The 20,408-nt window shown below is 72.1% G+C and carries 18 protein-coding genes; 15 read left to right on the top strand and 3 right to left on the bottom strand.

The genetic code is table 11. From position 1 onward, the window contains the following. Positions 1–60 precede the first annotated feature (60 nt). Positions 61–801 (bottom strand): FCD domain-containing protein, encoded by a 741-nt coding sequence (locus AB0D31_RS14530; protein WP_362721920.1) that lies wholly within the window; start codon positions 799–801, stop codon positions 61–63. An 89-nt stretch (positions 802–890) separates the two neighbouring features. On the opposite strand from AB0D31_RS14530, the gene AB0D31_RS14525 reads away from it, so the two are divergent. The 5 genes from AB0D31_RS14525 (at position 891) to AB0D31_RS14505 (ending at position 6,861) form a co-directional block, all read left to right on the top strand. After that, entirely contained in the window at positions 891–2,255 is a 1,365-nt protein-coding gene (locus AB0D31_RS14525) for a glutamine synthetase family protein (RefSeq protein ID WP_362721857.1), read from the top strand. Between the two features lie 8 nt (positions 2,256–2,263). Then, on the top strand, positions 2,264–3,634 hold the full coding sequence (locus AB0D31_RS14520; RefSeq protein ID WP_362721854.1) for an aldehyde dehydrogenase family protein: 1,371 nt from the start codon (positions 2,264–2,266) through the stop codon (positions 3,632–3,634). Positions 3,635–3,640: 6 nt separating this feature from the next. Then, positions 3,641–4,456 carry a 3-oxoacyl-ACP reductase gene (locus AB0D31_RS14515; protein ID WP_362721852.1) on the top strand — a complete coding sequence of 272 codons (816 nt, stop codon included), beginning with the start codon at positions 3,641–3,643 and terminating at the stop codon, positions 4,454–4,456. A gap of 151 nt (positions 4,457–4,607) precedes the next feature. After that, positions 4,608–5,915, top strand: a complete 1,308-nt coding sequence (locus AB0D31_RS14510; RefSeq protein WP_362721849.1) for a haloacid dehalogenase-like hydrolase — start codon at positions 4,608–4,610, stop codon at positions 5,913–5,915. Positions 5,916–5,937: 22 nt separating this feature from the next. Next, the gene (locus AB0D31_RS14505) at positions 5,938–6,861 is read left to right on the top strand and encodes a DUF2510 domain-containing protein (protein ID WP_362721847.1); all 924 of its coding nucleotides are present in this window, start codon (positions 5,938–5,940) and stop codon (positions 6,859–6,861) included. A 159-nt stretch (positions 6,862–7,020) separates the two neighbouring features. Here the strand turns inward: AB0D31_RS14505 and AB0D31_RS14500 are convergent, their stop codons facing one another. Then, positions 7,021–8,223 carry an amino acid deaminase/aldolase gene (locus tag AB0D31_RS14500; protein ID WP_362721844.1) on the bottom strand — a complete coding sequence of 401 codons (1,203 nt, stop codon included), beginning with the start codon at positions 8,221–8,223 and terminating at the stop codon, positions 7,021–7,023. Between the two features lie 725 nt (positions 8,224–8,948). On the opposite strand from AB0D31_RS14500, the gene AB0D31_RS14495 reads away from it, so the two are divergent. Genes AB0D31_RS14495 through AB0D31_RS14485 form a run of 3 tightly spaced genes read left to right on the top strand, consistent with a single transcriptional unit; the run spans position 8,949 to position 11,914 of the window. Next, positions 8,949–9,827: a hypothetical protein gene (locus AB0D31_RS14495; RefSeq protein WP_362721842.1), complete on the top strand. Its 879-nt coding sequence runs from the start codon at positions 8,949–8,951 to the stop codon at positions 9,825–9,827. Continuing rightward, complete coding sequence (gene mycP, locus AB0D31_RS14490) at positions 9,824–11,131, top strand: type VII secretion-associated serine protease mycosin (protein ID WP_362721839.1); 1,308 nt, start codon at positions 9,824–9,826, stop codon at positions 11,129–11,131. The genes AB0D31_RS14495 and mycP overlap by 4 nt, the downstream gene beginning before the upstream one ends. A 54-nt stretch (positions 11,132–11,185) precedes the next feature. After that, positions 11,186–11,914, top strand: a complete 729-nt coding sequence (locus AB0D31_RS14485) for an SseB family protein (RefSeq protein ID WP_362721836.1) — start codon at positions 11,186–11,188, stop codon at positions 11,912–11,914. A gap of 40 nt (positions 11,915–11,954) precedes the next feature. Here AB0D31_RS14485 and AB0D31_RS14480 read toward each other — a convergent pair whose 3' ends face one another. Then, complete coding sequence (locus AB0D31_RS14480; RefSeq protein ID WP_362721833.1) at positions 11,955–12,314, bottom strand: DUF1844 domain-containing protein; 360 nt, start codon at positions 12,312–12,314, stop codon at positions 11,955–11,957. Between the two features lie 375 nt (positions 12,315–12,689). On the opposite strand from AB0D31_RS14480, the gene infC reads away from it, so the two are divergent. The 7 genes from infC (at position 12,690) to pheT (ending at position 20,163) form a co-directional block, all read left to right on the top strand. After that, positions 12,690–13,373: a translation initiation factor IF-3 gene (gene infC, locus AB0D31_RS14475; protein ID WP_362721917.1), complete on the top strand. Its 684-nt coding sequence runs from the start codon at positions 12,690–12,692 to the stop codon at positions 13,371–13,373. 103 nt (positions 13,374–13,476) lie between these two features. Continuing rightward, positions 13,477–13,671 (top strand): 50S ribosomal protein L35, encoded by a 195-nt coding sequence (gene rpmI, locus AB0D31_RS14470; protein WP_362721830.1) that lies wholly within the window; start codon positions 13,477–13,479, stop codon positions 13,669–13,671. A gap of 102 nt (positions 13,672–13,773) precedes the next feature. Continuing rightward, entirely contained in the window at positions 13,774–14,157 is a 384-nt protein-coding gene (gene rplT, locus AB0D31_RS14465; RefSeq protein WP_024494113.1) for a 50S ribosomal protein L20, read from the top strand. A 174-nt stretch (positions 14,158–14,331) separates the two neighbouring features. After that, the gene (locus tag AB0D31_RS14460; RefSeq protein WP_362721827.1) at positions 14,332–15,186 is read left to right on the top strand and encodes an RNA methyltransferase; all 855 of its coding nucleotides are present in this window, start codon (positions 14,332–14,334) and stop codon (positions 15,184–15,186) included. Positions 15,187–15,252: 66 nt separating this feature from the next. Beyond that, positions 15,253–16,365: an ATP-binding protein gene (locus AB0D31_RS14455; RefSeq protein ID WP_362721825.1), complete on the top strand. Its 1,113-nt coding sequence runs from the start codon at positions 15,253–15,255 to the stop codon at positions 16,363–16,365. A gap of 148 nt (positions 16,366–16,513) precedes the next feature. Then, positions 16,514–17,635 carry a phenylalanine--tRNA ligase subunit alpha gene (gene pheS, locus AB0D31_RS14450; protein ID WP_362721823.1) on the top strand — a complete coding sequence of 374 codons (1,122 nt, stop codon included), beginning with the start codon at positions 16,514–16,516 and terminating at the stop codon, positions 17,633–17,635. Then, entirely contained in the window at positions 17,635–20,163 is a 2,529-nt protein-coding gene (gene pheT / locus AB0D31_RS14445) for a phenylalanine--tRNA ligase subunit beta (RefSeq protein WP_362721820.1), read from the top strand. Before pheS ends, pheT begins: the two co-directional genes overlap by 1 nt. The last annotated feature ends 245 nt before the right edge of the window (positions 20,164–20,408 follow it).

The following is a 20,408-nucleotide window of genomic DNA, read 5'->3' as shown; positions in this document are numbered from 1 at the left end:
GCCGGGCGTACGGCGCTTCGGGCGGGGCGGCCTGCCAGTGCCCTGCCCCGAAGGTTCCGCTCAGGTCAGGAAGCCGCGCAGCAGCGCCGCCGTGCCCCCGCAGTGCTCGCGCATCACCTCGCGCGCCCCGTCCGCGTCGCCGTCGAGCACCGCCTCGACCAGCGCGGTGTGCTGGTGCTGTGAGTGCTCCAGGTTGCGCACCAGGAGCGGGATGCAGTCCAGGAGGTCGTTGACCGTGGCCCGTACCGCCGCGTACTGCGCGGTGAGGCTGGGGGATCCGGACAGCTCGGACAGGGTGAGGTGGAGCAGGGTGTCCTGGCGGCGGTAGTCGGAGAGCTCGGCGTCATGGGTGGCGGTGAGCGCGGCCCGCAGCCGCTCGGCGCCCTCCTCGCTCAGGCCGTGCGCCGCGCACAGCCCGGCCGCGCCGACCTCCAGGACCTCGCGGAAGCGCAGGATGTCCTCGACGTCGACCGAGGCAATGCGCCGGCGCAGCTCGTCCTCGCCGCCCTCGGCCGGTCTGGGCAGCACGAACGTACCGCCGTATCTGCCGCGCCTGCTCTCCACCAGGCCCTGGTCCTGGAGGACCTTGAGCACCTCGCGCAGGGTGACCCGGCTGATGCCCATCCGCTCGGCCAACTCCCGTTCCGACGGCAGGCGTTCACCCGGCGGCACCAGGCCGAGGCGCAACAGCTGGAGAACCTGCTCCAGCGCTTCCTCGAAGCCGTTCCCGGCCCGTACGGTCCGCAGGACGGGGACGAGCGTGTCCGGGGTCCGGCTTCCCGGGCGGTCCGGCGGATCGATCTTCTTCGCCACGTCGTGGATTCCTCTTCCCAATCAATGGTCTTACCCCATACCTTATGGCTCTCGGCTGACCCAAGGAGGAGCTTCCCGTGGCAGACCGCACACCCCCGCTCTCGATCGAGGAGCTGCGAGACCTCGTCGCGAGCGGTGAGATCGACACTGTCGTCCTCGCCTTCCCCGATATGCAAGGGCGGCTGCAGGGCAAGCGCTTCGCGGCCGGCTTCTTCCTCGACGAGGTCCTGGCACACGGCACCGAGGGCTGCAACTACCTGCTCGCCGTCGACACCGAGATGAACACGGTCGACGGTTACGCGATGTCGTCCTGGGAGCGCGGCTACGGCGACTTCGCCATGCGCGCCGACCCGGCGACCCTGCGCCGCGTCCCGTGGAACGAGGGCACCGCGATGCTCATCGCCGACCTCGGCTGGAACGACGGCTCGCCCGTCGTGGCCGCCCCCCGGCAGATCCTGCGGCGCCAGCTGGAACGGCTCGCGGAGCTCGGCTACACCGCGCAGGTCGGCACCGAACTCGAATTCATCGTGTTCAAGGACAGCTATGAGCAGGCCTGGGACGCCGGATACCAGGGCCTCACCCCGGCCAACCAGTACAACATCGACTACTCGGTGCTCGGCACCGGCCGCATCGAGCCGCTCCTGCGCCGGATCCGCAACGAGATGCAGGCGGCAGGCCTGACCGTCGAGTCCGCCAAGGGCGAGTGCAACCCCGGTCAGCACGAGATCGTCTTCCGCTACGACGAGGCCCTCGTCACCTGCGACCAGCACGCCATCTACAAGACGGGCGCCAAGGAGATCGCGGCCCAGGAGGGCGTCTCGCTCACCTTCATGGCCAAGTACGACCAGCGCGAAGGCAACTCCTGCCACATCCACCTCTCACTCACCGACGAGAACGGCGCCAATGTGATGGCGGGCGACGGGCCCGATGCCATGTCGCCCGTGATGCGCCACTTCCTCGCCGGCCAGCTCGCCGCGCTGCGCGACTTCTCCCTCCTGTACGCACCCAACATCAACTCCTACAAGCGCTTCCAGCCCGGCTCCTTCGCGCCCACCGCCGTCGCCTGGGGCCACGACAACCGCACCTGTGCGCTCCGGGTCGTGGGCCACGGCGCCGGAACGCGCTTCGAGAACCGCCTCCCGGGCGGCGACGTCAACCCGCACCTCGCCGTCGCAGGACTCGTCGCGGCCGGCCTGTACGGCATCGAGAACAAGCTGGAGCTGCCCGAGGCCTGCACCGGCAACGCCTACACCGGCGACTACGCCCACGTTCCGACCACCCTGCGCGAAGCCGCCGAACTGTGGGAGAACAGCCCCATCGCCCAGGCCGCCTTCGGGGACGAGGTCGTCGCGCACTACCGCAACATGGCGCGGGTCGAACTCGACGCGTTCGACGCCGCGGTGACCGACTGGGAGCTCCGCCGCTCCTTCGAACGCCTGTGAGGAACGAGTTGTCCACTGCGTACGAGCTTCAGGTGCTCAACCCGGCCACCGAGGACGTGATCGCGGTCGTCGCCGGCGCCACCGCCGCCGATGTGGACGCGGCGGTCGCGCGGGCCCGCGTCGCTCAGCGCGACTGGGCCGCCGCGGCCCCCGCCGACCGTGCCCGCCTCCTGCGGCGGTTCGCTGCCGTGGTCGACCAACACGTCGAGGAACTGGCCCAGTTGGAGGTCCAGGAGGCCGGCCACACCATCGGCAACGCCCGCTGGGAGGCGGGCAACGTCCGCGATCTGCTCGACTTCTCGGCCGGGGGAGTGGAGCGTCTGAGTGGCCGTCAAATCCCGGTCGCGGGCGGTCTCGACATCACCCTGCTCGAACCGCTCGGCGTCATCGGCGTCATCGCGCCGTGGAACTTCCCGATGCCGATCGCCGCCTGGGGCACCGCCCCCGCGCTCGCGGCCGGCAACGCCGTCATCCTCAAGCCCGCCGAGACGACCCCGCTCACCGCGCTCCGCCTGGCCGGTCTCGCCCTGGAGGCGGGCCTTCCCGAGGGCCTGTTCCAGGTGCTGCCCGGCGCGGGTGCGATCGCCGGGAACGCGCTCGTCGAGCACCCCGGCGTCGCCAAGATCGTCTTCACCGGCTCGACCCGCGTCGGCAAGCAGATCATGGCCAAGTGCGCCGACCGCGTGAAGCGGGTGACCCTCGAACTCGGCGGCAAGAGCCCCAACATCGTCTTCGCCGACGCCGACATCGAGGCTGCCGCCGCGGCCACGCCGATGTCCTTCCTCGACAACTCCGGCCAGGACTGCTGCGCCCGCACCCGCATCCTGGTCCAGCGCACCGCGTACGACCGCTTCATGGAGCTGCTCGGGCCCGCCATCGAGGAGATCGTGGTCGGCGACCCCGCCGACGAGAAGACGCAGATGGGCCCGCTGATCTCACGCGTCCAGCTGGACCGCGTCCGGTCGTACGTCGCCGACGACGCGGCCGCCCTGCGCGGCGGCGCACCCGACGGCCCCGGCTTCTGGTTCCCGCCGACCGTCCTGACCGGACTCGACCCGGAGGCACCCGCCGCCGTCGAGGAGGTCTTCGGACCGGTCGCCGTCGTGCTGCCCTTCGAGGACGAGGCGGACGCGATCCGGCTCGCCAACGCCACCGAGTACGGGCTCTCCGGGTCGATCTGGACCCGCGACGTGGGCCGGGCACTGCGGGTCTCGCGGGCCGTCGCGGCCGGCAACCTGTCCGTCAACTCCCATTCCAGCGTGCGCCATTCGACCCCGTTCGGCGGCTACAAGCAGTCCGGCCTCGGCCGTGAGCTCGGCCCCGACGCCCTGACCGCTTTCACCGAGACCAAGAACGTCTTCATCAGCACGGAGGCCTGAGCACACATGACCGACGACACCGCAACGACCTCTGGGGAATCCCCCCAGACCCCCGTCTGCCGCCGCCTGGTCGGCCGCACCGCCGTCATCACCGGCGCCGGCAGCGGCATCGGCCTCGCCACCGCCAAGCGCCTGGCCGCCGAGGGCGCCCACGTGGTGTGCGGCGACATCGACGAGAGTGCCGGAAAGGCCGCCGCGGAAGCTGTCGGCGGCACCTTCGTCAAGGTCGACGTCACCAACCAGGAGCAGGTCGAGGCGCTGTTCAGGACCGCCTTCGACACCTACGGCAGCGTCGACATCGCGTTCAACAACGCCGGCATCTCGCCGCCCGACGACGACTCCATCCTCACCACCGGGCTCGACGCCTGGCGCCGCGTCCAGGAGGTCAATCTCACCTCCGTCTACCTGTGCTGCAAGGCCGCCCTGCCCTACATGCAGCGCCAGGGCCGCGGCTCCATCATCAACACCGCCTCCTTCGTGGCGATCATGGGCGCGGCGACCTCACAGATCTCGTACACCGCGTCCAAGGGCGGCGTGCTCGCCATGTCACGCGAGCTCGGTGTGCAGTTCGCCCGCGAGGGCATCCGTGTCAACGCGCTCTGCCCGGGCCCGGTGAACACCCCGCTGCTTCAGGAGCTGTTCGCCAAGGACCCCGAGCGCGCAGCGCGGCGTCTGGTGCACATCCCGGCCGGCCGGTTCGCCGAGGCCGAGGAGATCGCCGCCGCCGTCGCCTTCCTCGCCAGCGACGACTCCTCCTTCATCAACGCCACCGACTTCCTGGTCGACGGCGGCATCTCCGGGGCGTACGTCACCCCCCTCTAAACCCCCTCTCCCCGCCTCTGAACCTCTCTGAACCCCGCCGACCCCCGCTGTTCACCCGGGGGTCACGCACCCGGCAGCCGGGCGTCGCACGACGCCCGGCTGTGCTGTCTAACGTCCGCGATGATCGCCCCGACGTCAGGAGTCCTCCAGCGTGTCCACGTCCCCCGCCGTTCGCCGCCTTCCGGTCCTCGCCGCAGCGCTCTCCATAGCCGCGGCCGGCCTCGTCGCCGCGCAGCCCGCCGAGGCGCACTCAACCCGCTGCCCCCAACTGGCCGTCTCCGAGGGCTGGTTCGGCGACAACCAGGACCGCATCCAGGACCTGATCGACAGCTACGGCACTTGCGGCGCGGGCGCCGGCGCCGGTGCCGGTGCGCGTGCGGGCCATGGCAAGAAGCCGGTCGCCGTCTTCGACTGGGACAACACCGTCGTCAAGAACGACGTCGGCGACGCCACCATGTACTGGCTGCTGCGCCACTCCAAGATCCAGCGCCCCGCGCACGGCGACTGGCGCACCACCAGCCGCTACCTGACCGCCGCCGCCGCGAACTCCATCGCCGCCGCCTGCCCGGCCGGCCGCTCCGCCACCCTGCCCACCGCCACCGACACCCGGTGCGCCGACGAGATCCTCGCGGTCTACGGCGAGGGCACCACCGGCAAGGGCGCCCCCGCCTTCGCCGGCTACGACCGGCGCACCATGGAGCCCTCGTACGCCTGGCTCGCCCAGCTTCTGCACGGCTGGACCCCGGCCCAGGTCAAGGCCTTCGCGAGCGCGGCCCGCACCGAGAACCTCAAGGCCCCGGCCGACGCCGTGCAGACGGTGGGCAGCAACACCAAGGCGACGGCCTGGGTGCGCTACTACGACCAGCAGCGCGATCTGATCCGTACGCTTCAGAAGTCAGGCTTCGACGTCTGGATCACCTCCGCTTCGCCCGAGCCCGTCGTCGACGTATGGGCACGCGGCGCGGGCGTCGACCCCGACCACGCCATCGGCATCCGCTCCACCACCGAGCACGGCCGCATCACCTCTCATCTCAAGGGCTGCGGTTCGGCCAAGGACGGTGACGACGCGATGATCACCTACATCGACGGCAAGCGCTGCTGGATGAACCAGGAGATCTTCGGCGTGCGGGGCGCCGCGGCGGAGAAGGTGCAGCCCGCCAAGCAGCGCCAGGTGTTCGCGGCCGGCGACTCCGACACCGACGTGTCCTTCCTGCGGGACGCCACCGGCCTGCGCCTCGTCCTGAACCGCAACAAGAACGAGCTGATGTGCCGGGCGTACGACGACAGCGACGGCCGCTGGATCGTCAACCCCATGTTCATCGAGCCCAAGGGACAGAAGGCCGCGCCCTACCCCTGCGCCACCACCGGCTACACCGAGCACGACGGCACCCCGGCTCCCGTACGGCGCGCCGACGGCTCGGTCGTGCCCGACCAATGGGACTCGGTGTACGGCGGCTGAACACACGTCCTAGGGTGTGCGCATGACCATGACGACCCCGCCCGGCTGGTACCCGGACCCGGGCCTGCCGGGCACCGAACGCTGGTGGGACGGCGCCGCCTGGACCGCTAACACCAGGACGCACGGCGCGCCGGCCTTCGGGCCGCCGCAGCCGGTCGCCGTGGTGGTCCCGCCGCCCGCGCGGCGGCGCGGCCGGACGGCGGCGATCGGCGCCGCGGCCGTGGTCCTGGTGGCCGGGGCCGTCGGCGGGGCCGTCCTGCTCGGCCGGGGCGACGACGACCCCAGCCCCACGAGCGCGAGCGACAGCGCCTCCGCTCCGGTGGCCGCCGACTCGCCGTCCACACAGGCGAGTTCATCGCCGACCGGCAACCCGAACACCCTCGTCGACCAGCTCAACGGCATCACCCTGCCGATCCCGGAGGGCTGGGAGAAGACCGACGACCCGGTGTCCGGACTTCTCACCATGACGACGAAGGACACCTACGACTGCCCCGGCGGCTCGGGCTTCTGTCACCACGGCACGGTCACCACCTCGACGGCCACCGCGACCGACCTCAAGACCCCCGAGGCCGTCGCCAAGAACGACATCACCGACGCGGCCAACGACGCCTACGACCACGACCTGGTCGGCTCCCGCCCCTACAACGGCATCACCGCGCACCACGAGGTGAAGTCGGGCTCCGTGGTGGTCGACGGGCGCACCGGTTACCTGGTGCGCTGGCAGGTCACGACCGGCTCGGGCCCCGGCGGCTACGTCGAGTCGCTCGCCTTCCCCTCCACGGTGGGCAGCCAGGCCATGGTCATCGCGCGGTTCGCCTTCGACACCGGCGCGGACGGCCCGCCGCTCGCCCTCATGGACACCATCACCCGGGGCATCGCGCCCATCGGCGGCGGAGGCGGCCAGAACGGCGGCGCCGGCACCAGCCTGGCCCCGCCGTCGCTCTGAGGCCGGGACGCCCAAGTCACGGGCACGTGCGGCCGTCGAGCCACCTCTGTAGTGCGGGCCGGGCCCCGGGCCACAGGAACGCGCCGCCCTCGCCGCGGTAGGGCCGCGGGCCCCGCTACAGGAACGTGCGGCCCTTGCCGCGGTACGGCCGCGCGCCCGCTACAAGAACGTGCGGCCCTCGCCCCGGTACGTCGGCACGGTTGCCGTCACCCGGTCGCCCTCGACGAGCTGCAACTCCTCGAAGCGTTCACACAGTTCGCCCGCCTTCGCGTGCCGGAACCACACCTTGTCCCCGATCAGGAGATCGTCCGCGGCGGAGCCGAGCAGCGGCGTCTGCACCTCGCCCGCGCCCTCCTGCGGGTCGTAGCGCAGCCCCTCCGGCAGATACGGCACCGGAAGGCGGTCCGCGCCGGGCGCGCCCGACGCCGGGTAACCGCCGCCGAGCACGGTCACGACACCGACACCGGGCCTGCGCACCACCGGCTGGGCGAACAGCGCCGCCGGACGCCCGCTGAACGACGTGTAGTTGTCGAAGAGCCGCGGCACATAGAGCCCCGAGCCCGCCGCGATCTCCGTCACCGCCGCCTCGGCCGCCGTGTGCTGCACACTGCCGGTGCCGCCGCCGTTGACGAACTCCAGGTCCGGCGCGACCGCCCGTACCGCGCGCACCACCTCCGCCCGGCGCGCCGCCAACTCCTTGCGGGCCGCCGCCTGCATCAGACGGATCGCGCGCGAGCGCAGCGGACTGCCCGCCACCGCGTCCCCGACCCCGGCGACATGGCCCTCGTACGCCATCAGACCGACCAGCCGGAACCCGGGGCGCCGGGCCACCGAGCGGGCCAGTTCGGCCAGTTGCTCCGGAGTGCGCAGCGGGGAGCGGCGGGCGCCGACCCGCACCCGGCCCCGGAAGAGCTGGAGCGAGGTGTCCAGCTCCAGACAGACCCGCACCTCCTGGCCGTCGCCCTCACGGGCCCGGTCCACCAGGTCGAGCTGGGCCGGGTCGTCGACCATGACGGTGATGGCCCCGGCGAGTTTCGGGTCGCCGGTCAGCTCCGTAAAAGCGGCCCGGTCGGCGGACGGATAGGCGAGCAGCACGTCCTCGAACCCGGCCCGCGCGAGCCACACCGACTCGGCCAGCGTGAACGACATGAGCCCCGCGAAGCCGGGCCTGGCGAGCACCCGCTCCAGAAGCGCCCGGCACCGCACCGACTTGCTGGCGACCCGGATCGGTTTGCCGGCCGCCCGGCGCACCAGGTCGTCCGCGTTGGCGTCGAACGCCTCCAGATCGACGATCGCCACAGGCGCGTCGAGGTGAGCGGTCGCCCGGTCGTACCGGGCGCGGTCAGCGGCGCGGGGAGTCATGACGGAAGCCTGCCAGAACCGGTTACCACAAGGTAGGGGTCGGCCGGTGCGGATGCCGCGCGACCTGGACCGGCGTATCCGCCGGCTCGCCCTCGCGGCAGCGGCGGTACCCCCACCGGTCTGCACCCGCACAGGATCAGCCCGTAGAGTGACGCCCGAGCGCAAGAGGGCTGGACCGAACGGCAAGCGGGGTACGAGGGGGGCGGATGACCACCGACGCACGGCCCCCGCACAGCCGCCCTCAACTGCCGCCGCCCGCACCGGAACCCGACCTGCCCGGCCCATCATGCCCGGCCGCCCCGTCAGGCTCGTCGGCCTCAGGGCCGGCCACCCTGTCAGGCTCGTCGGCCTCGTCAGGCCCGGCCACCCCCTCAGGCTCGTCTGCCTCAGGGCCGGCCACCCCGTCAGGCTCATCGGCTCCGGGCGTGCCGAGTCTGTCCGGCTCGGCAGCGCCGTCAGGCCCGTCCGACCCGGGGCCGTCAGGTCCTTCGGGTTCTCCCGCGCCGGCCCCACCGCGCGCGTCCGTACGCGCCGCCGAGCGACTGCGCTCCGCGCTCGACCTCATCGACCCGGGCCCGGTCCTGCCGAAGCCTCGGACCACGCCGATCGCGCCGGTCACCCCGTACCCCTCGGATCCCCCGTACCCCTCAGACCCCCCGAACTCCTCGAACACTTCGCTCACCTCGACCAGCCCGAACGCCCCCATAGCGTCCCCGACTTCGGCCGTGCCGCCCGCGGTCGCGGTGCCCCGTCCGCCCGCGATACCCCCGCAGCCGGCCGCGCCGCCCAGACCGCTGCTCCCGCCGGAACCGCTCTCCGACGAGCCGGGCCCGCTGCGGCCGGTGCCGCCGCGGCGGCCCGGGCGCGTGGCGGCGGCCGCGATATGCGTGGTCCTCGGCGTCGGACTCATCGGCGGGGCGGCCGCGGGCACCTGGCTGGACGACGACTCCGACGGTCCCGCCGCCCACAGCAACTACACCGCAGCCCGCGACCTGTGGCACAGCGTGCCCGTCGACACCCTCTTCCCCCGCACCATCCTCGGCACCGGCGCCGGGCCCGGCGGCGCCCAGCGGCAGTGGACCCGGATCGGCGTCGCTCCGGACGGCGACTGCGCGGGCGCGCTCGACCCCCTGCTCCTCAAGGTGATCGCACCGGTCGGCTGCGTCCGTATGCTGCGCGCCACCTACACCGACGCGACGGCCAGCAGCGTGACCACGGTCGGCCTGGTCTTCACGCGCGCCGACCCCGCCGCCATGACCACCCTGGCGAACCGGTTCAGCAACGAGAAGCTCGGCGAGCGCACCGATCTGCTGCCCCTGCCGTACGCCGTGAAGGGCAGCGTGGCCGCCGCGTTCGGCGCCAAGCAGCGCGCGGGCTGGACGGTACGGGTCCTCACCGACGCGCCCGTACTCGTCACCGCCGTCTCCGGCTTCGCCGACGGCCGTGTGGTGGCCACGCCGCAGTCCGCCGAACAGGCCACGGCGGGCGGCGCGACCGGCCCCGTCGCCGAGGCGGGCCTGGGCCACGACGCCAAGGGCATCGCCGACGCCGTAGAACGCGACCTGCGCAAGAAGGTCGCCGCAGGCCCGGAGCCCACACCATGAGCGAACTGCCCCCTTCCGGCCCCCCCATGGCCGAACCGCCCGAACCGGCCGCCCCCCATCTGCGCCGCGCCAGCGCGCTTGGCCGGCCCTTCCGCCTGCGCCGCACCGTCGCGCTCCCGGCCGCCCCCCGCCTGCGCCGCACCGGCGCGCTCGGGGTGATCGCCGCGCTCAGTCTGCTGCTCTGCGCCGGTCCGGCCCACGCCGACGGGATACGGGACCGGCAGTGGGAGCTGACCGCGATGCACACCCAGCAGGCGTGGCGCACGACCAAGGGGAAGGGGATCACCGTCGCCGTCCTGGACACCGGCGTGGACGGCAGCCACCCCGACCTCGCCGGGCAGGTCCTGCCGGGCGAGGACCTCATCGGGTTCGGGGCCGGGCAGGGCAGCCGCGACTGGGCCCGGCACGGTACGGCGATGGCCGGCATCATCGCGGGCCACGGCCACGGCGCGGGAGACCGCTCAGGTGTCCTAGGCATCGCGCCCGAAGCCAAGATCCTCCCGGTCCGGGTCATCCTGGAATCGACCGACCCGGCCCGCAAGCAGGCCCGCGAGAGCAAGGGCGGCGCGCTCGCCGAAGGCATCCGGTGGGCCGCGGACCACGGCGCCGACGTCATCAACCTCTCGCTCGGCGACGACAGCGCGTCCGCGCACCCCGAACCCGCGGAGGACGCCGCGATCCAGTACGCGCTCGGCAAGGGCGCCGTCGTCGTGGCCTCCGCGGGCAACGGCGGCGATCAGGGCGACCACATCTCCTACCCGGCCGCCTACCCCGGCGTCATCGCGGTGGCCGCCGTCGACAAGTACGGCACCCACGCCTCGTTCTCCACCCGCCACTGGTACGCCACCGTCAGCGCGCCCGGCGTGGACGTCGTCATCGCGGACCCGGACCGCAAGTACTACGAGGGCTGGGGCACGAGCGCCGCCTCCGCGTTCGTCTCCGGCGCCGTCGCCCTCGTACGCTCCGCGGACCCCGGCCTCAGTCCCGCGCAGATCAAGAAGCTCCTGGAGGACACCGCCCGTGACGCCCCCGAGGGCGGCCGGGACGACGCCCACGGCTATGGCCTGATCGACCCGGCCGCCGCGCTCGCCGCGGCCGCCAAGCTGAAGCCGGCCGGGCTGCGCCCCGAGTCCGCCGGAAACGGCAGGACGTACTTCGGCGGCGGGCCGGACGCCCCGGCCGCCACCGGCGGCCCGTCGAACTGGCTGGCCCCGCTCTCCGCGGGCGGCGGCGTCCTACTGCTGGTGACCGGCGTGGCGCTGTGGCGCTCCACCCGGGTCAGGACACCGCGCGCGTGGCTGTGAAGCCGGCGCGGAGGCCATGACGGGCCGACCGCACGGCCCGGCTAGTCTCATGGCGTGGCGCTCAAGAACATTCCGGATTCCGGCTTCTCCGACGACGACGGCACTGCCGCCCCCGAACTGACCGAGGCCCTGGCCGCCTGGGCGAAGGACAGATCGGCCGAGCCGCGGGTGCTCGCGGCGCTCCGCACAGCGCGGCTCCTCGTGCCGGTGGTCGCCATGCTCGGCGAGAGCGAGATCGACGAGAACGGTCTCAAGCGCGAGAAGACCAGCGACATGGCGGTGCCCACCCTGACGGCGGGCGGGCGCACGGCGCTGCCCGCGTTCACGTCGATCGAGGCGCTCGCCCTGTGGGACCCGGCGGCCCGGCCCGTCGCGGTGCCGCTGCACCAGGCGCTCGCGGCGGCCGTGCACGAGAAGGCGGACACCGTGGTCGTCGACCTCGCGGGACCGGTGGCGTACGAACTGAAGGGCGCGGCCCTGCTCGCCCTCGCGGAGGGCCGCACCAGCGCGGACCCGCTCCACGACCCCGCGGTGCTGGAGGCGGTCCGCTCGGCGGTCGCCGCCGTTCCCGCGGTACTCCGCGCCCACCTCGGCCCCGGCAGCGCGGACGGCACCCTCGCCCTGGTCGTCGCCGACGGCGTGGAACCGGCGGAGGCCGGCCGCGCGGTCGCCGAACTGATCGCCGCCGACGAGACACTGCGGGCCCGGCTGGTGCGCGGCCTCGACCTGGCCCTGCTGCCGTCCGGGGCCCCACAGCCGAACGAGCCGCTCTTCACCCGGTGAGGTGCGAAGCGGCCCGTTCGTGAGCGTGCGGGGGAGCGGGTCAGCCGAAGACGGCGCCCGTGTACTTCTCGCCCGGCCCCTGGCCCGGCGCGTCCGGCACGATCGAGGCCTCACGGAACGCCAGCTGGAGCGACTTCAGGCCGTCGCGCAGCGGGGCGGCGTGGAAGGACGAGATCTCGGTGGCCCCGGCGTCGAGAAGCCCGGCCAGGGCGTGCACCAGCTTGCGGGCCTCGTCGAGGTCCTTGTACTGGTCGCCCTCCTCGGTCAGACCGAGCTTCACGGCGGCGGCGCTCATCAGGTTCACGGCGACCGTCACGATCACCTCGACGGCCGGAACCTCCGCGATGTCGCGGGCCATGGTGTCGAAGTCGGCGGTGTCTTGGGGGGGCGTCTCACTCATGCCCACACGATATGCGGTGCGCGGAGTCCGCTCTTCCCGCGCACTCGATTAGCCCGCCCGTCGGGTTGCTGCTAACCTTGTGTAACGACCGGCCGGGCACGTGTGCCCGGCCCACAAGTGGAGGCTCCGATCTCCCACCCGACCACCCTCACGGGAGGCGGGTCATCCGGTCAGGTGGCCCCCATCGTTCCGTACGGACGATGGAGCCGCCCGATGTACGCCCCGCGGTGGACCCGCGGCGGTGTTCCGGTTTTCTTGGAGCCCCGCCTGTGTCCGTGACGGGGCATTTTTTGTGTCTCGTAGCGGTTGGTCATGTCACTAGAGACATACGCGGCTGTCTGCCAGACAGCCGTGTGGTGCTACTGAGGAGGATCCATCAGCGCCGAGCCCCGCATCAACGACCGGATTCGCGTTCCCGAGGTCCGACTTGTCGGCCCCAGCGGCGAGCAGGTCGGAATTGTTCCGCTTGCCAAGGCCCTGGAGCTCGCCCAGGAGTATGACCTCGACCTGGTCGAGGTCGCGGCGACCGCCCGTCCGCCCGTGTGCAAGCTCATGGACTACGGGAAGTTCAAGTACGAGTCGGCCATGAAGGCCCGTGAGGCGCGCAAGAACCAGGCGCACACGGTCATCAAGGAGATGAAGCTCCGGCCGAAGATCGACCCGCACGACTATGACACCAAGAAGGGTCACGTCGTTCGGTTCCTCAAGCAGGGCGACAAGGTCAAGATCACGATCATGTTCCGTGGTCGTGAGCAGTCCAGGCCGGAGCTCGGCTACCGACTGCTTCAGCGCCTCGCTTCGGACGTGGAGGAGCTCGGCTTCGTCGAGTCCAGCCCGAAGCAGGACGGCCGAAACATGATCATGGTTCTCGGTCCGCACAAGAAGAAGACCGAGGCGATGGCCGAAGCCCGCGAGGCCCAGGCGGCCCGCAAGGCGGAGCGCCAGGGTCTGTCTGCCCAGGCCGACGAGTCCGTCGAGGACGAGTCCGCCGAGGACGAGTCCGCCGCCGAGGCGCCCGCCGCCGAGGCAGTGGCCGAGGAACACCCCGCCGAGGCCTGATTCCGGGACAGCCCGTTCCGGAAATCAACCGACATATATGACGCTCCCGAGCGCCGGTCCCCGGACCGGCTGGGAGCGCCACTGACGAGGAGATAACGGCGCTATGCCGAAGAACAAGTCGCACAGCGGTGCCAGCAAGCGCTTCAAGATCACCGGCTCCGGCAAGGTGCTCCGCGAGCGTGCCGGCAAGCGCCACCTGCTCGAGCACAAGTCGTCCAAGAAGACCCGCTCGCTGACGGGCACGGTCGTCCTGGCTCCGGCCGACGCCAAGAAGATCAAGAAGCTTCTCGGCAAGTGACGTTCCTCCGCCCCCTCACCCGGGGCGGAACGTCGAGTCCGGGACCTATTCGATTTCGGGTCGTGTGAGTCCAACCACGGCCCCGCTACAAGGAGTTAACAAGTGGCACGCGTCAAGCGGGCAGTAAACGCCCACAAGAAGCGCAGGGCAATCCTCGAGGCGGCCTCCGGCTACCGCGGTCAGCGTTCGCGCCTGTACCGCAAGGCCAAGGAGCAGGTCACCCACTCGCTGGTCTACAACTACAACGACCGCAAGAAGCGCAAGGGCGACTTCCGTCGGCTGTGGATCCAGCGCATCAACGCTGCTGCCCGCCAGAACGGCATGACGTACAACCGCCTCATCCAGGGTCTGAACGCCGCCAACATCGAGGTGGACCGCAAGATCCTGGCCGAGCTCGCGGTCAACGACGCCAACGCGTTCGCCGCGCTCGTCGAGGTGGCCCAGAAGGCCCTCCCGAGCGACGTCAACGCCCCGAAGGCCGCGTAAGCGCCTGACGGCTGGTTGAGCCGGACCGGACCCGCAGGCCGCTGGCCTGCGGGTCCGGACGCGTTACGGGACCTTCCCCGGCGGCTGCGCCCCAAGCCTCCCGCCCTCGGGAGGGGGACCGAGCCCCTGCCCCCGGAGGGCCCCAGCCCGCCACCTCGTAGAGAGACCGCGTACATGCCCACCCCCGAGCTGATCTCCCCGCGTTCCCCGCGCGTCGCCGCCGCCCGCCGGCTCGCGCGGCGCAACGTCCGGGGCAAGGAACGCCGGTTCATCGCCGAGGGACCGCAGGCCGTGCGGGAGGCCGTCGAGCACCGCAGTGACGGCGCGCCCACCCTGATCGAGCTGTTCACGACCGTCGAGGCCGCCGAGCGCTACGCCGACATCGTGCACGCCGCCCTCGACGCGGGGGCCCGCGTCCACTACGCCGACGACGAGGTCCTCGCCGAGGTCTCCCAGACCGTCACCCCGCAGGGTTTGGTCGGTGTCTGCCGATTCCTGGACTCGCCGTTCGAGGAGATCCTCGCCGCGAAGCCCAGGCTGGTCGCCGTGCTCGCGCACGTCCGCGACCCCGGGAACGCCGGTACCGTCCTGCGCTGCGCGGATGCCGCGGGCGCCGACGCGGTCGTCCTCACCGACGCCTCCGTCGACCTGTACAACCCCAAGTCCGTGCGGGCGTCGGTCGGTTCGCTCTTCCATCTGCCGGTCGCGGTGGGGGTCCCCGTCGAGCAGGCAGTCCAGGGCCTGCGGGACGCGGGCGTACGGATCCTGGCCGCCGACGGCGCGGGCGAGGACGACCTGGATGCCGAGCTGGACGCCGGCACCATGGGCGGCCCCACCGCGTGGATCTTCGGCAACGAGGCGTGGGGCCTGCCAGAGGAGACCCGCGCACTCGCGGACGCCGTGGTGCGCGTGCCCATCCACGGCAAGGCCGAAAGTCTCAACCTCGCGACGGCCGCCGCCGTATGCCTCTATGCCTCGGCTCGTGCGCAGCGTGCTGCCGCAGGGTGCCGCTCCGTCACCTCCTACTAGTAGGGTGGCGGGCCCGGGGTCCCACTCAGCGCTTCGGAGAGGGGGGATAGGGGGATGGCTGTCGGCATGAGCAGCATCGGCAACAGCACCGCGCTGTGTCCGTCCGGCCGTCCTGACGTCCTCGGCTTCGACCCCGACGACCTGCCCGACGGGATCGTCGTCGCGGACGACAAGGGACAGGTGATCTGCTTCAACGCCGCCGCCGTCAGGATCACGGCGGTCGCGAAGCACGAGGCACTGGGCTTCCCGCTGGAGCGGGCGCTGCCCCTCGAAGACCTCAAGGGCCGCCGCTGGTGGCAGCTGACCGACCCCTACGGCGGCCTCGCCATCCGGGTCGGCCAGCCCGAACGCAATCTGCTGCTGCCCGGCGGCCGCGAAGTGCTCGTCTCCGCGCGGTACGTACGCGAACGCCCCACCGGGCCCGTGCGCCGGGTCGTGGTCAGCCTGCGCTCCACGGAGGCACGGCGGCGCACCGAACGCTCGCACGCCGAGCTCATCGCCACCGTCGCCCACGAGCTGCGCTCTCCACTGACCTCCGTGAAGGGCTTCACCGCGACGCTGCTCGCCAAGTGGGAGCGGTTCACCGACGATCAGAAGCGCCTCATGCTGGAGACCGTCGACGCCGACGCCAACCGCGTCACCCGGCTCATCGCCGAACTCCTCGACATCTCCCGCATCGACTCCGGCCGCCTGGAAGTGCGCCGTCAGCCGGTCGACGTGCCGGCCGCCGTCGGCCGCCACCTCCAGGCCCACGTCGCATCCGGGCAGGCCCCCGACCGCTTCCTGGTCCGCGTCCAGCGCCCGTTGCCCGATCTGTGGGCCGACCCCGACAAGATCGACCAGGTGCTCGGCAACCTGCTGGAAAACGCGGTGCGCCACGGCGAGGGAACCGTCACCATTGAGGTGGCACCAGCGCCCGTCCGCATCGACGAGCACGACGAGAAGGGAACGGCCGTCACCGTGAGCGACGAAGGCCCCGGCATCCCCGAGGAGTCGATGGGCCGTGTCTTCACCCGTTTCTGGCGGGGGAGCAAGCGCGGTGGTACCGGGCTCGGCCTGTACATCGTCAAGGGCATCGTCGAGGCGCACGGCGGCACCATCACGGTCGGCGGGGGGCCCGGCGGCGGCGCCCAGTTCCGATTTATCCTGCCCGTCGGCGCTCCGGCGTATCTCCAGTAGATCGCCCTCCGAGCCGCCCACGGGCGCAACCGCATTCCCTCACCCCGTTAGACTCGACCTTTGGCGCGTTTGTGTCCGCGCGCTATCGCGGTATCGCTGTCGCGGTCGCGGGGACCCCCAGCCAAGACAATCGGAAGCACGGGAAGAGATGTCGGCACCTAATAAGTCGTACGACCCTGTCGAGGTCGAGGCGCTGAAACCGGAAGAGATCGAGCGCATGCGGGACGAGGCGCTCGCCGCCTTCGCCGCCGCGGGCGACCTCGACGCGCTCGCCCAGGCGAAGACCGCGCACACCGGTGGCACCTCGCCCCTCTCACTCGCCAACCGCGAGATCGGCGCGCTGCCGCCGCAGGCCAAGGCCGCGGCCGGCAAGCTCGTGGGCATGGCCCGCGGCGCCGTGAACAAGGCTCTGGCCGCGCGCCAGGCCGAGCTGGAGGACGAGCGGGACGCCCGGGTCCTGGTCGAGGAGGCGGTCGATGTCACGCTGCCCCACGACCGCGTACCGGCCGGCGCCCGCCACCCGCTGACCACGCTCTCGGAGCGCATCGAGGACGTCTTCGTGGCCATGGGCTACGAGGTCGCCGAGGGCCCCGAGGCCGAGGCCGAGTGGTTCACCTTCGACGCGCTCAACATCGGCCCGGACCACCCGGCCCGCACCGAGCACGACACCTTCTTCGTGCAGGGTCCGGAGGCGGCGGCCAACTCCGGCGTCGTCCTGCGCACGCACACCTCGCCCGTACAGATCCGCTCCATGCTCCACCGCGAGCCTCCGGTGTACGTGATCTGCCCCGGCCGGGTGTACCGCACCGACGAGCTGGACGCCACGCACAGCCCGGTCTTCCGCCAGGTCGAGCTCCTCGCCGTGGACGAGGGCCTCACCATGGCCGACCTCAAGGGCACCCTCGACCACATGGTCAAGGCGCTCTTCGGCGAGGACATCACGACGCGGCTGCGGCCGAACTTCTTCCCGTTCACCGAGCCGTCCGCCGAGATGGACATGGTCTGCTACGTGTGCCGCGGCGAGTCCGTCGGCAACCCGGACCGCCCCTGCCGCACCTGCTCGTCCGAGGGCTGGATCGAGCTCGGCGGCTGCGGCATGGTCAACCCGAAGGTGCTGACCGCCTGTGGTGTGGACGCCGAGAAGTACAGCGGCTTCGCCTTCGGCTTCGGCATCGAGCGGATGCTGATGTTCCGCCACAACGTAGAAGACATGCGAGACATGGTCGAGGGTGACGTCCGGTTCACCCGGCCGTTCGGGATGGAGATCTGATGCGGGTCCCGCTTTCCTGGCTGCGGGAGTACGTCGATCTCCCCGCCACCGAGACCGGCCGCGACGTGCAGGCCAAGCTGGTCGACTGCGGTCTCGAGGTCGAGACAGTCGAGCAACTCGGCGCCGGGCTCAAGGGCCCCCTCGTCGTCGGCAAGGTGCTCACCATCGAGGAGCTGGAAGGGTTCAAGAAGCCCATCCGCTTCTGCACCGTCGACGTCGGCCAGGCCAACGGCACCGGTGAGCCCCAGGAGATCGTCTGCGGCGCCCGCAACTTCGCGGTCGGCGACAAGGTCGTCGTGGTGCTGCCCGGCGCGGTGCTGCCCGGCGACTTCGCGATCGCCGCGCGCACGACGTACGGCAGGACGTCGCACGGCATGATCTGCTCCAGCGACGAGCTGGGCATGGGCCCGGACACCACCGGCGGCATCATCGTGCTGCCCCCGGAGCACGAGGTGGGCAGCGACGCGATCGCGCTGCTCGAACTCGTCGACGAGGTCCTCGACATCGCGGTCACCGCCAACCGCGGCGACTGCCTGTCGATGCGCGGTGTGGCCCGTGAGACCGCCATCGCCTACGGTCTGCCGCTGCGCGACCCGGCGCTGCTCGACGTGCCCGCGCCCAACTCCTACGGCTACCAGGTCAAGGTCGCCGACCCGATCGGCTGCGACCGCTTCACCGCGCGCACCGTGACCGGTCTCGACCCCGAGGCCCGCTCCCCGATCTGGCTGCAGCGCCGCCTGCAGAAGGCCGGGATGCGTCCGATCTCGCTCGCCGTCGACATCACCAACTACGTGATGATCGAGCTCGGCCAGCCGCTGCACGCCTACGACCGCACCCTGGTCGACGGGCCCATCGGCGTGCGCCGCGCCGAGGCCGGCGAGCTGCTCACCACCCTCGACGGCACCCAGCGCAAGCTGGACGCCGCCGACCTCGTCATCACCGACAACCGGGGCCCCATCGGTCTCGCCGGTGTGATGGGCGGAGCCAACACCGAGATCGCCGACTCCGTCACGGACCCCGAGACCGGCGAGGTCAAGGGCACCACCGAGGTCGTCATCGAGGCCGCGCACTTCGACCCGGTCGCCATCGCCCGCACCGCGCGCCGCCACAAGCTGTCCTCCGAGGCGTCCAAGCGCTTCGAGCGTGGCGTCGACCCGCAGGCGGCGTCCGCCGCCGCCCAGCGCACCGTCGACCTGCTGGTGCTGCTCGCGGGCGGCACGGCCGAGGCCGGTGTCACCGAGATCGTCTCGCCGTCCGCGCCGCGCACCATCGCCATGCACGCCGACCACCCGGACCGCGTCGCGGGCATCGAGTACGGCCGCGAGACCGTCGTACGCCGCCTCCAGGAGGTCGGCTGCGATGCGTACGGGCAGGACGAACTCGTCGTGACCGTGCCGTCCTGGCGCCCCGACCTCACCGAGCCGAACGACCTGGCCGAAGAGGTCATCCGGCTCGAGGGCTACGCCAACCTGCCCTCCACGCTGCCCAAGCCGCCCGCCGGACGAGGTCTGACGGAGCGTCAGCGGCTGCACCGCAGGGTCGGCCGTGCGCTCGCCGGCGCCGGGTTCACCGAGGCGCCGAGCTACCCGTTCGTCGCCGAGTCGGTCTTCGACCAGCTGGGCCTCGACGCGGACGACGCCAACCGCGCCGTCGTGAAGCTGGTCAACCCGCTGAGCGACGAGGAGCCGGCGCTGCGCACCACGCTGCTGCCGGGTCTGCTCGCCACGCTGCGCCGCAACGTCGGGCGCGGCAGTCACGACCTGGCCCTGTTCGAGACGGGCCTGGTCTTCCACCCGTCGCCGACTCCGGGCGTCGCGGCCCGGCTGCCCGTCGACCGCCGCCCCACCGACGAGGAGATCGCCGCTCTCGACGCCGTGCTGCCTGTGCAGCCCCGGCACGTGGGCGCCGTCCTTGCCGGTGCGCGCGAGCAGGCCGGCTGGTGGGGTAGGGGCCGCCCGGCCGACTGGGCCGACGCCGTCGAGGCGGCGCGTGCCGTGGCCGCCGAAGCAGGGCTCGAACTCGCCGTGGAGCAGGGCCAGTACGGCCCCTGGCACCCGGGCCGCTGCGCCGAGCTGTATGTGTTCCCCGAGGGCGTCAAGACCCTCGTCGGGCACGCCGGTGAGCTGCACCCGCGCGTCGTCAAGGCGTTCGGTCTGCCCGCCCGCAGCTGTGCGATGGAGCTCGACCTCGACGTCCTGGAGCGGGCCACCGAGGGCGTCGTGCAGGCTCCGTCGATCTCCACCTTCCCGGTGGCCACCCAGGACGTGGCGCTCGTCGTCGACGCCCAGGTGCCGGCCGCCGCGGTGGAGAACGCGCTGCGCGCCGGAGCAGGTGAACTCCTGGAGTCCATCCGCCTGTTCGACGTCTACAGCGGCGAGCAGACCGGCGAGGGCAAGAAGTCCCTCGCGTACGCGCTGCGCTTCCGCGCCGCCGACCGCACCCTGACCGTCGAGGAGGCCTCGGCCGCCCGCGACGCGGCGGTGGCCCACGCGGCCGAGGCCGCGGGCGCGGTGCTGCGCGGCGCGTAGCCCGCGGCAGAACGCACCGAGAGGGGCGCACCGGGACTCCCGGCGCGCCCCTCTCGCCGTTGTCCGGAGCGGTCCTGTCACCGTTGCCCGGCCCTTCGCCGCGTCCCGCGGCGCCGCCCCCGGACCGGACCAACCGGTGCACCTCACTCGTTCGGGTGAGAACTCCGTTCGGCTCCCGCACGGCGGTGCCCGCGATCGAAAGAATCGACCCGGCCGTGCGAGTCGGCGGGGCTCGGCCCCGCGGC

Source organism: Streptomyces sp. NPDC048361 (assembly GCF_040651795.1).
GTDB lineage: Bacteria > Actinomycetota > Actinomycetes > Streptomycetales > Streptomycetaceae > Streptomyces.
The sequence above is the reverse complement of the archived record's forward strand: the minus strand, read 5'-3'. Positions and strand labels throughout refer to the sequence as shown.

Excerpts from the sequence above, each read along its gene's own strand:
- AB0D31_RS14480 (WP_362721833.1), bottom strand. The coding sequence starts at position 12,314 with ATGAGTGAGACGCCCCCCCAAGACACCGCCGACTTCGACACCATGGCC.
- AB0D31_RS14500 (WP_362721844.1), bottom strand. The coding sequence starts at position 8,223 with ATGACTCCCCGCGCCGCTGACCGCGCCCGGTACGACCGGGCGACCGCT.
- AB0D31_RS14515 (WP_362721852.1), top strand. The coding sequence starts at position 3,641 with ATGACCGACGACACCGCAACGACCTCTGGGGAATCCCCCCAGACCCCC.
- pheT (WP_362721820.1), top strand. The coding sequence starts at position 17,635 with ATGCGGGTCCCGCTTTCCTGGCTGCGGGAGTACGTCGATCTCCCCGCC.
- AB0D31_RS14505 (WP_362721847.1), top strand. The coding sequence starts at position 5,938 with ATGACCATGACGACCCCGCCCGGCTGGTACCCGGACCCGGGCCTGCCG.
- mycP (WP_362721839.1), top strand. The coding sequence starts at position 9,824 with ATGAGCGAACTGCCCCCTTCCGGCCCCCCCATGGCCGAACCGCCCGAA.
- AB0D31_RS14460 (WP_362721827.1), top strand. The coding sequence starts at position 14,332 with ATGCCCACCCCCGAGCTGATCTCCCCGCGTTCCCCGCGCGTCGCCGCC.
- pheS (WP_362721823.1), top strand. The coding sequence starts at position 16,514 with ATGTCGGCACCTAATAAGTCGTACGACCCTGTCGAGGTCGAGGCGCTG.
- rpmI (WP_362721830.1), top strand. The coding sequence starts at position 13,477 with ATGCCGAAGAACAAGTCGCACAGCGGTGCCAGCAAGCGCTTCAAGATC.
- AB0D31_RS14455 (WP_362721825.1), top strand. The coding sequence starts at position 15,253 with ATGAGCAGCATCGGCAACAGCACCGCGCTGTGTCCGTCCGGCCGTCCT.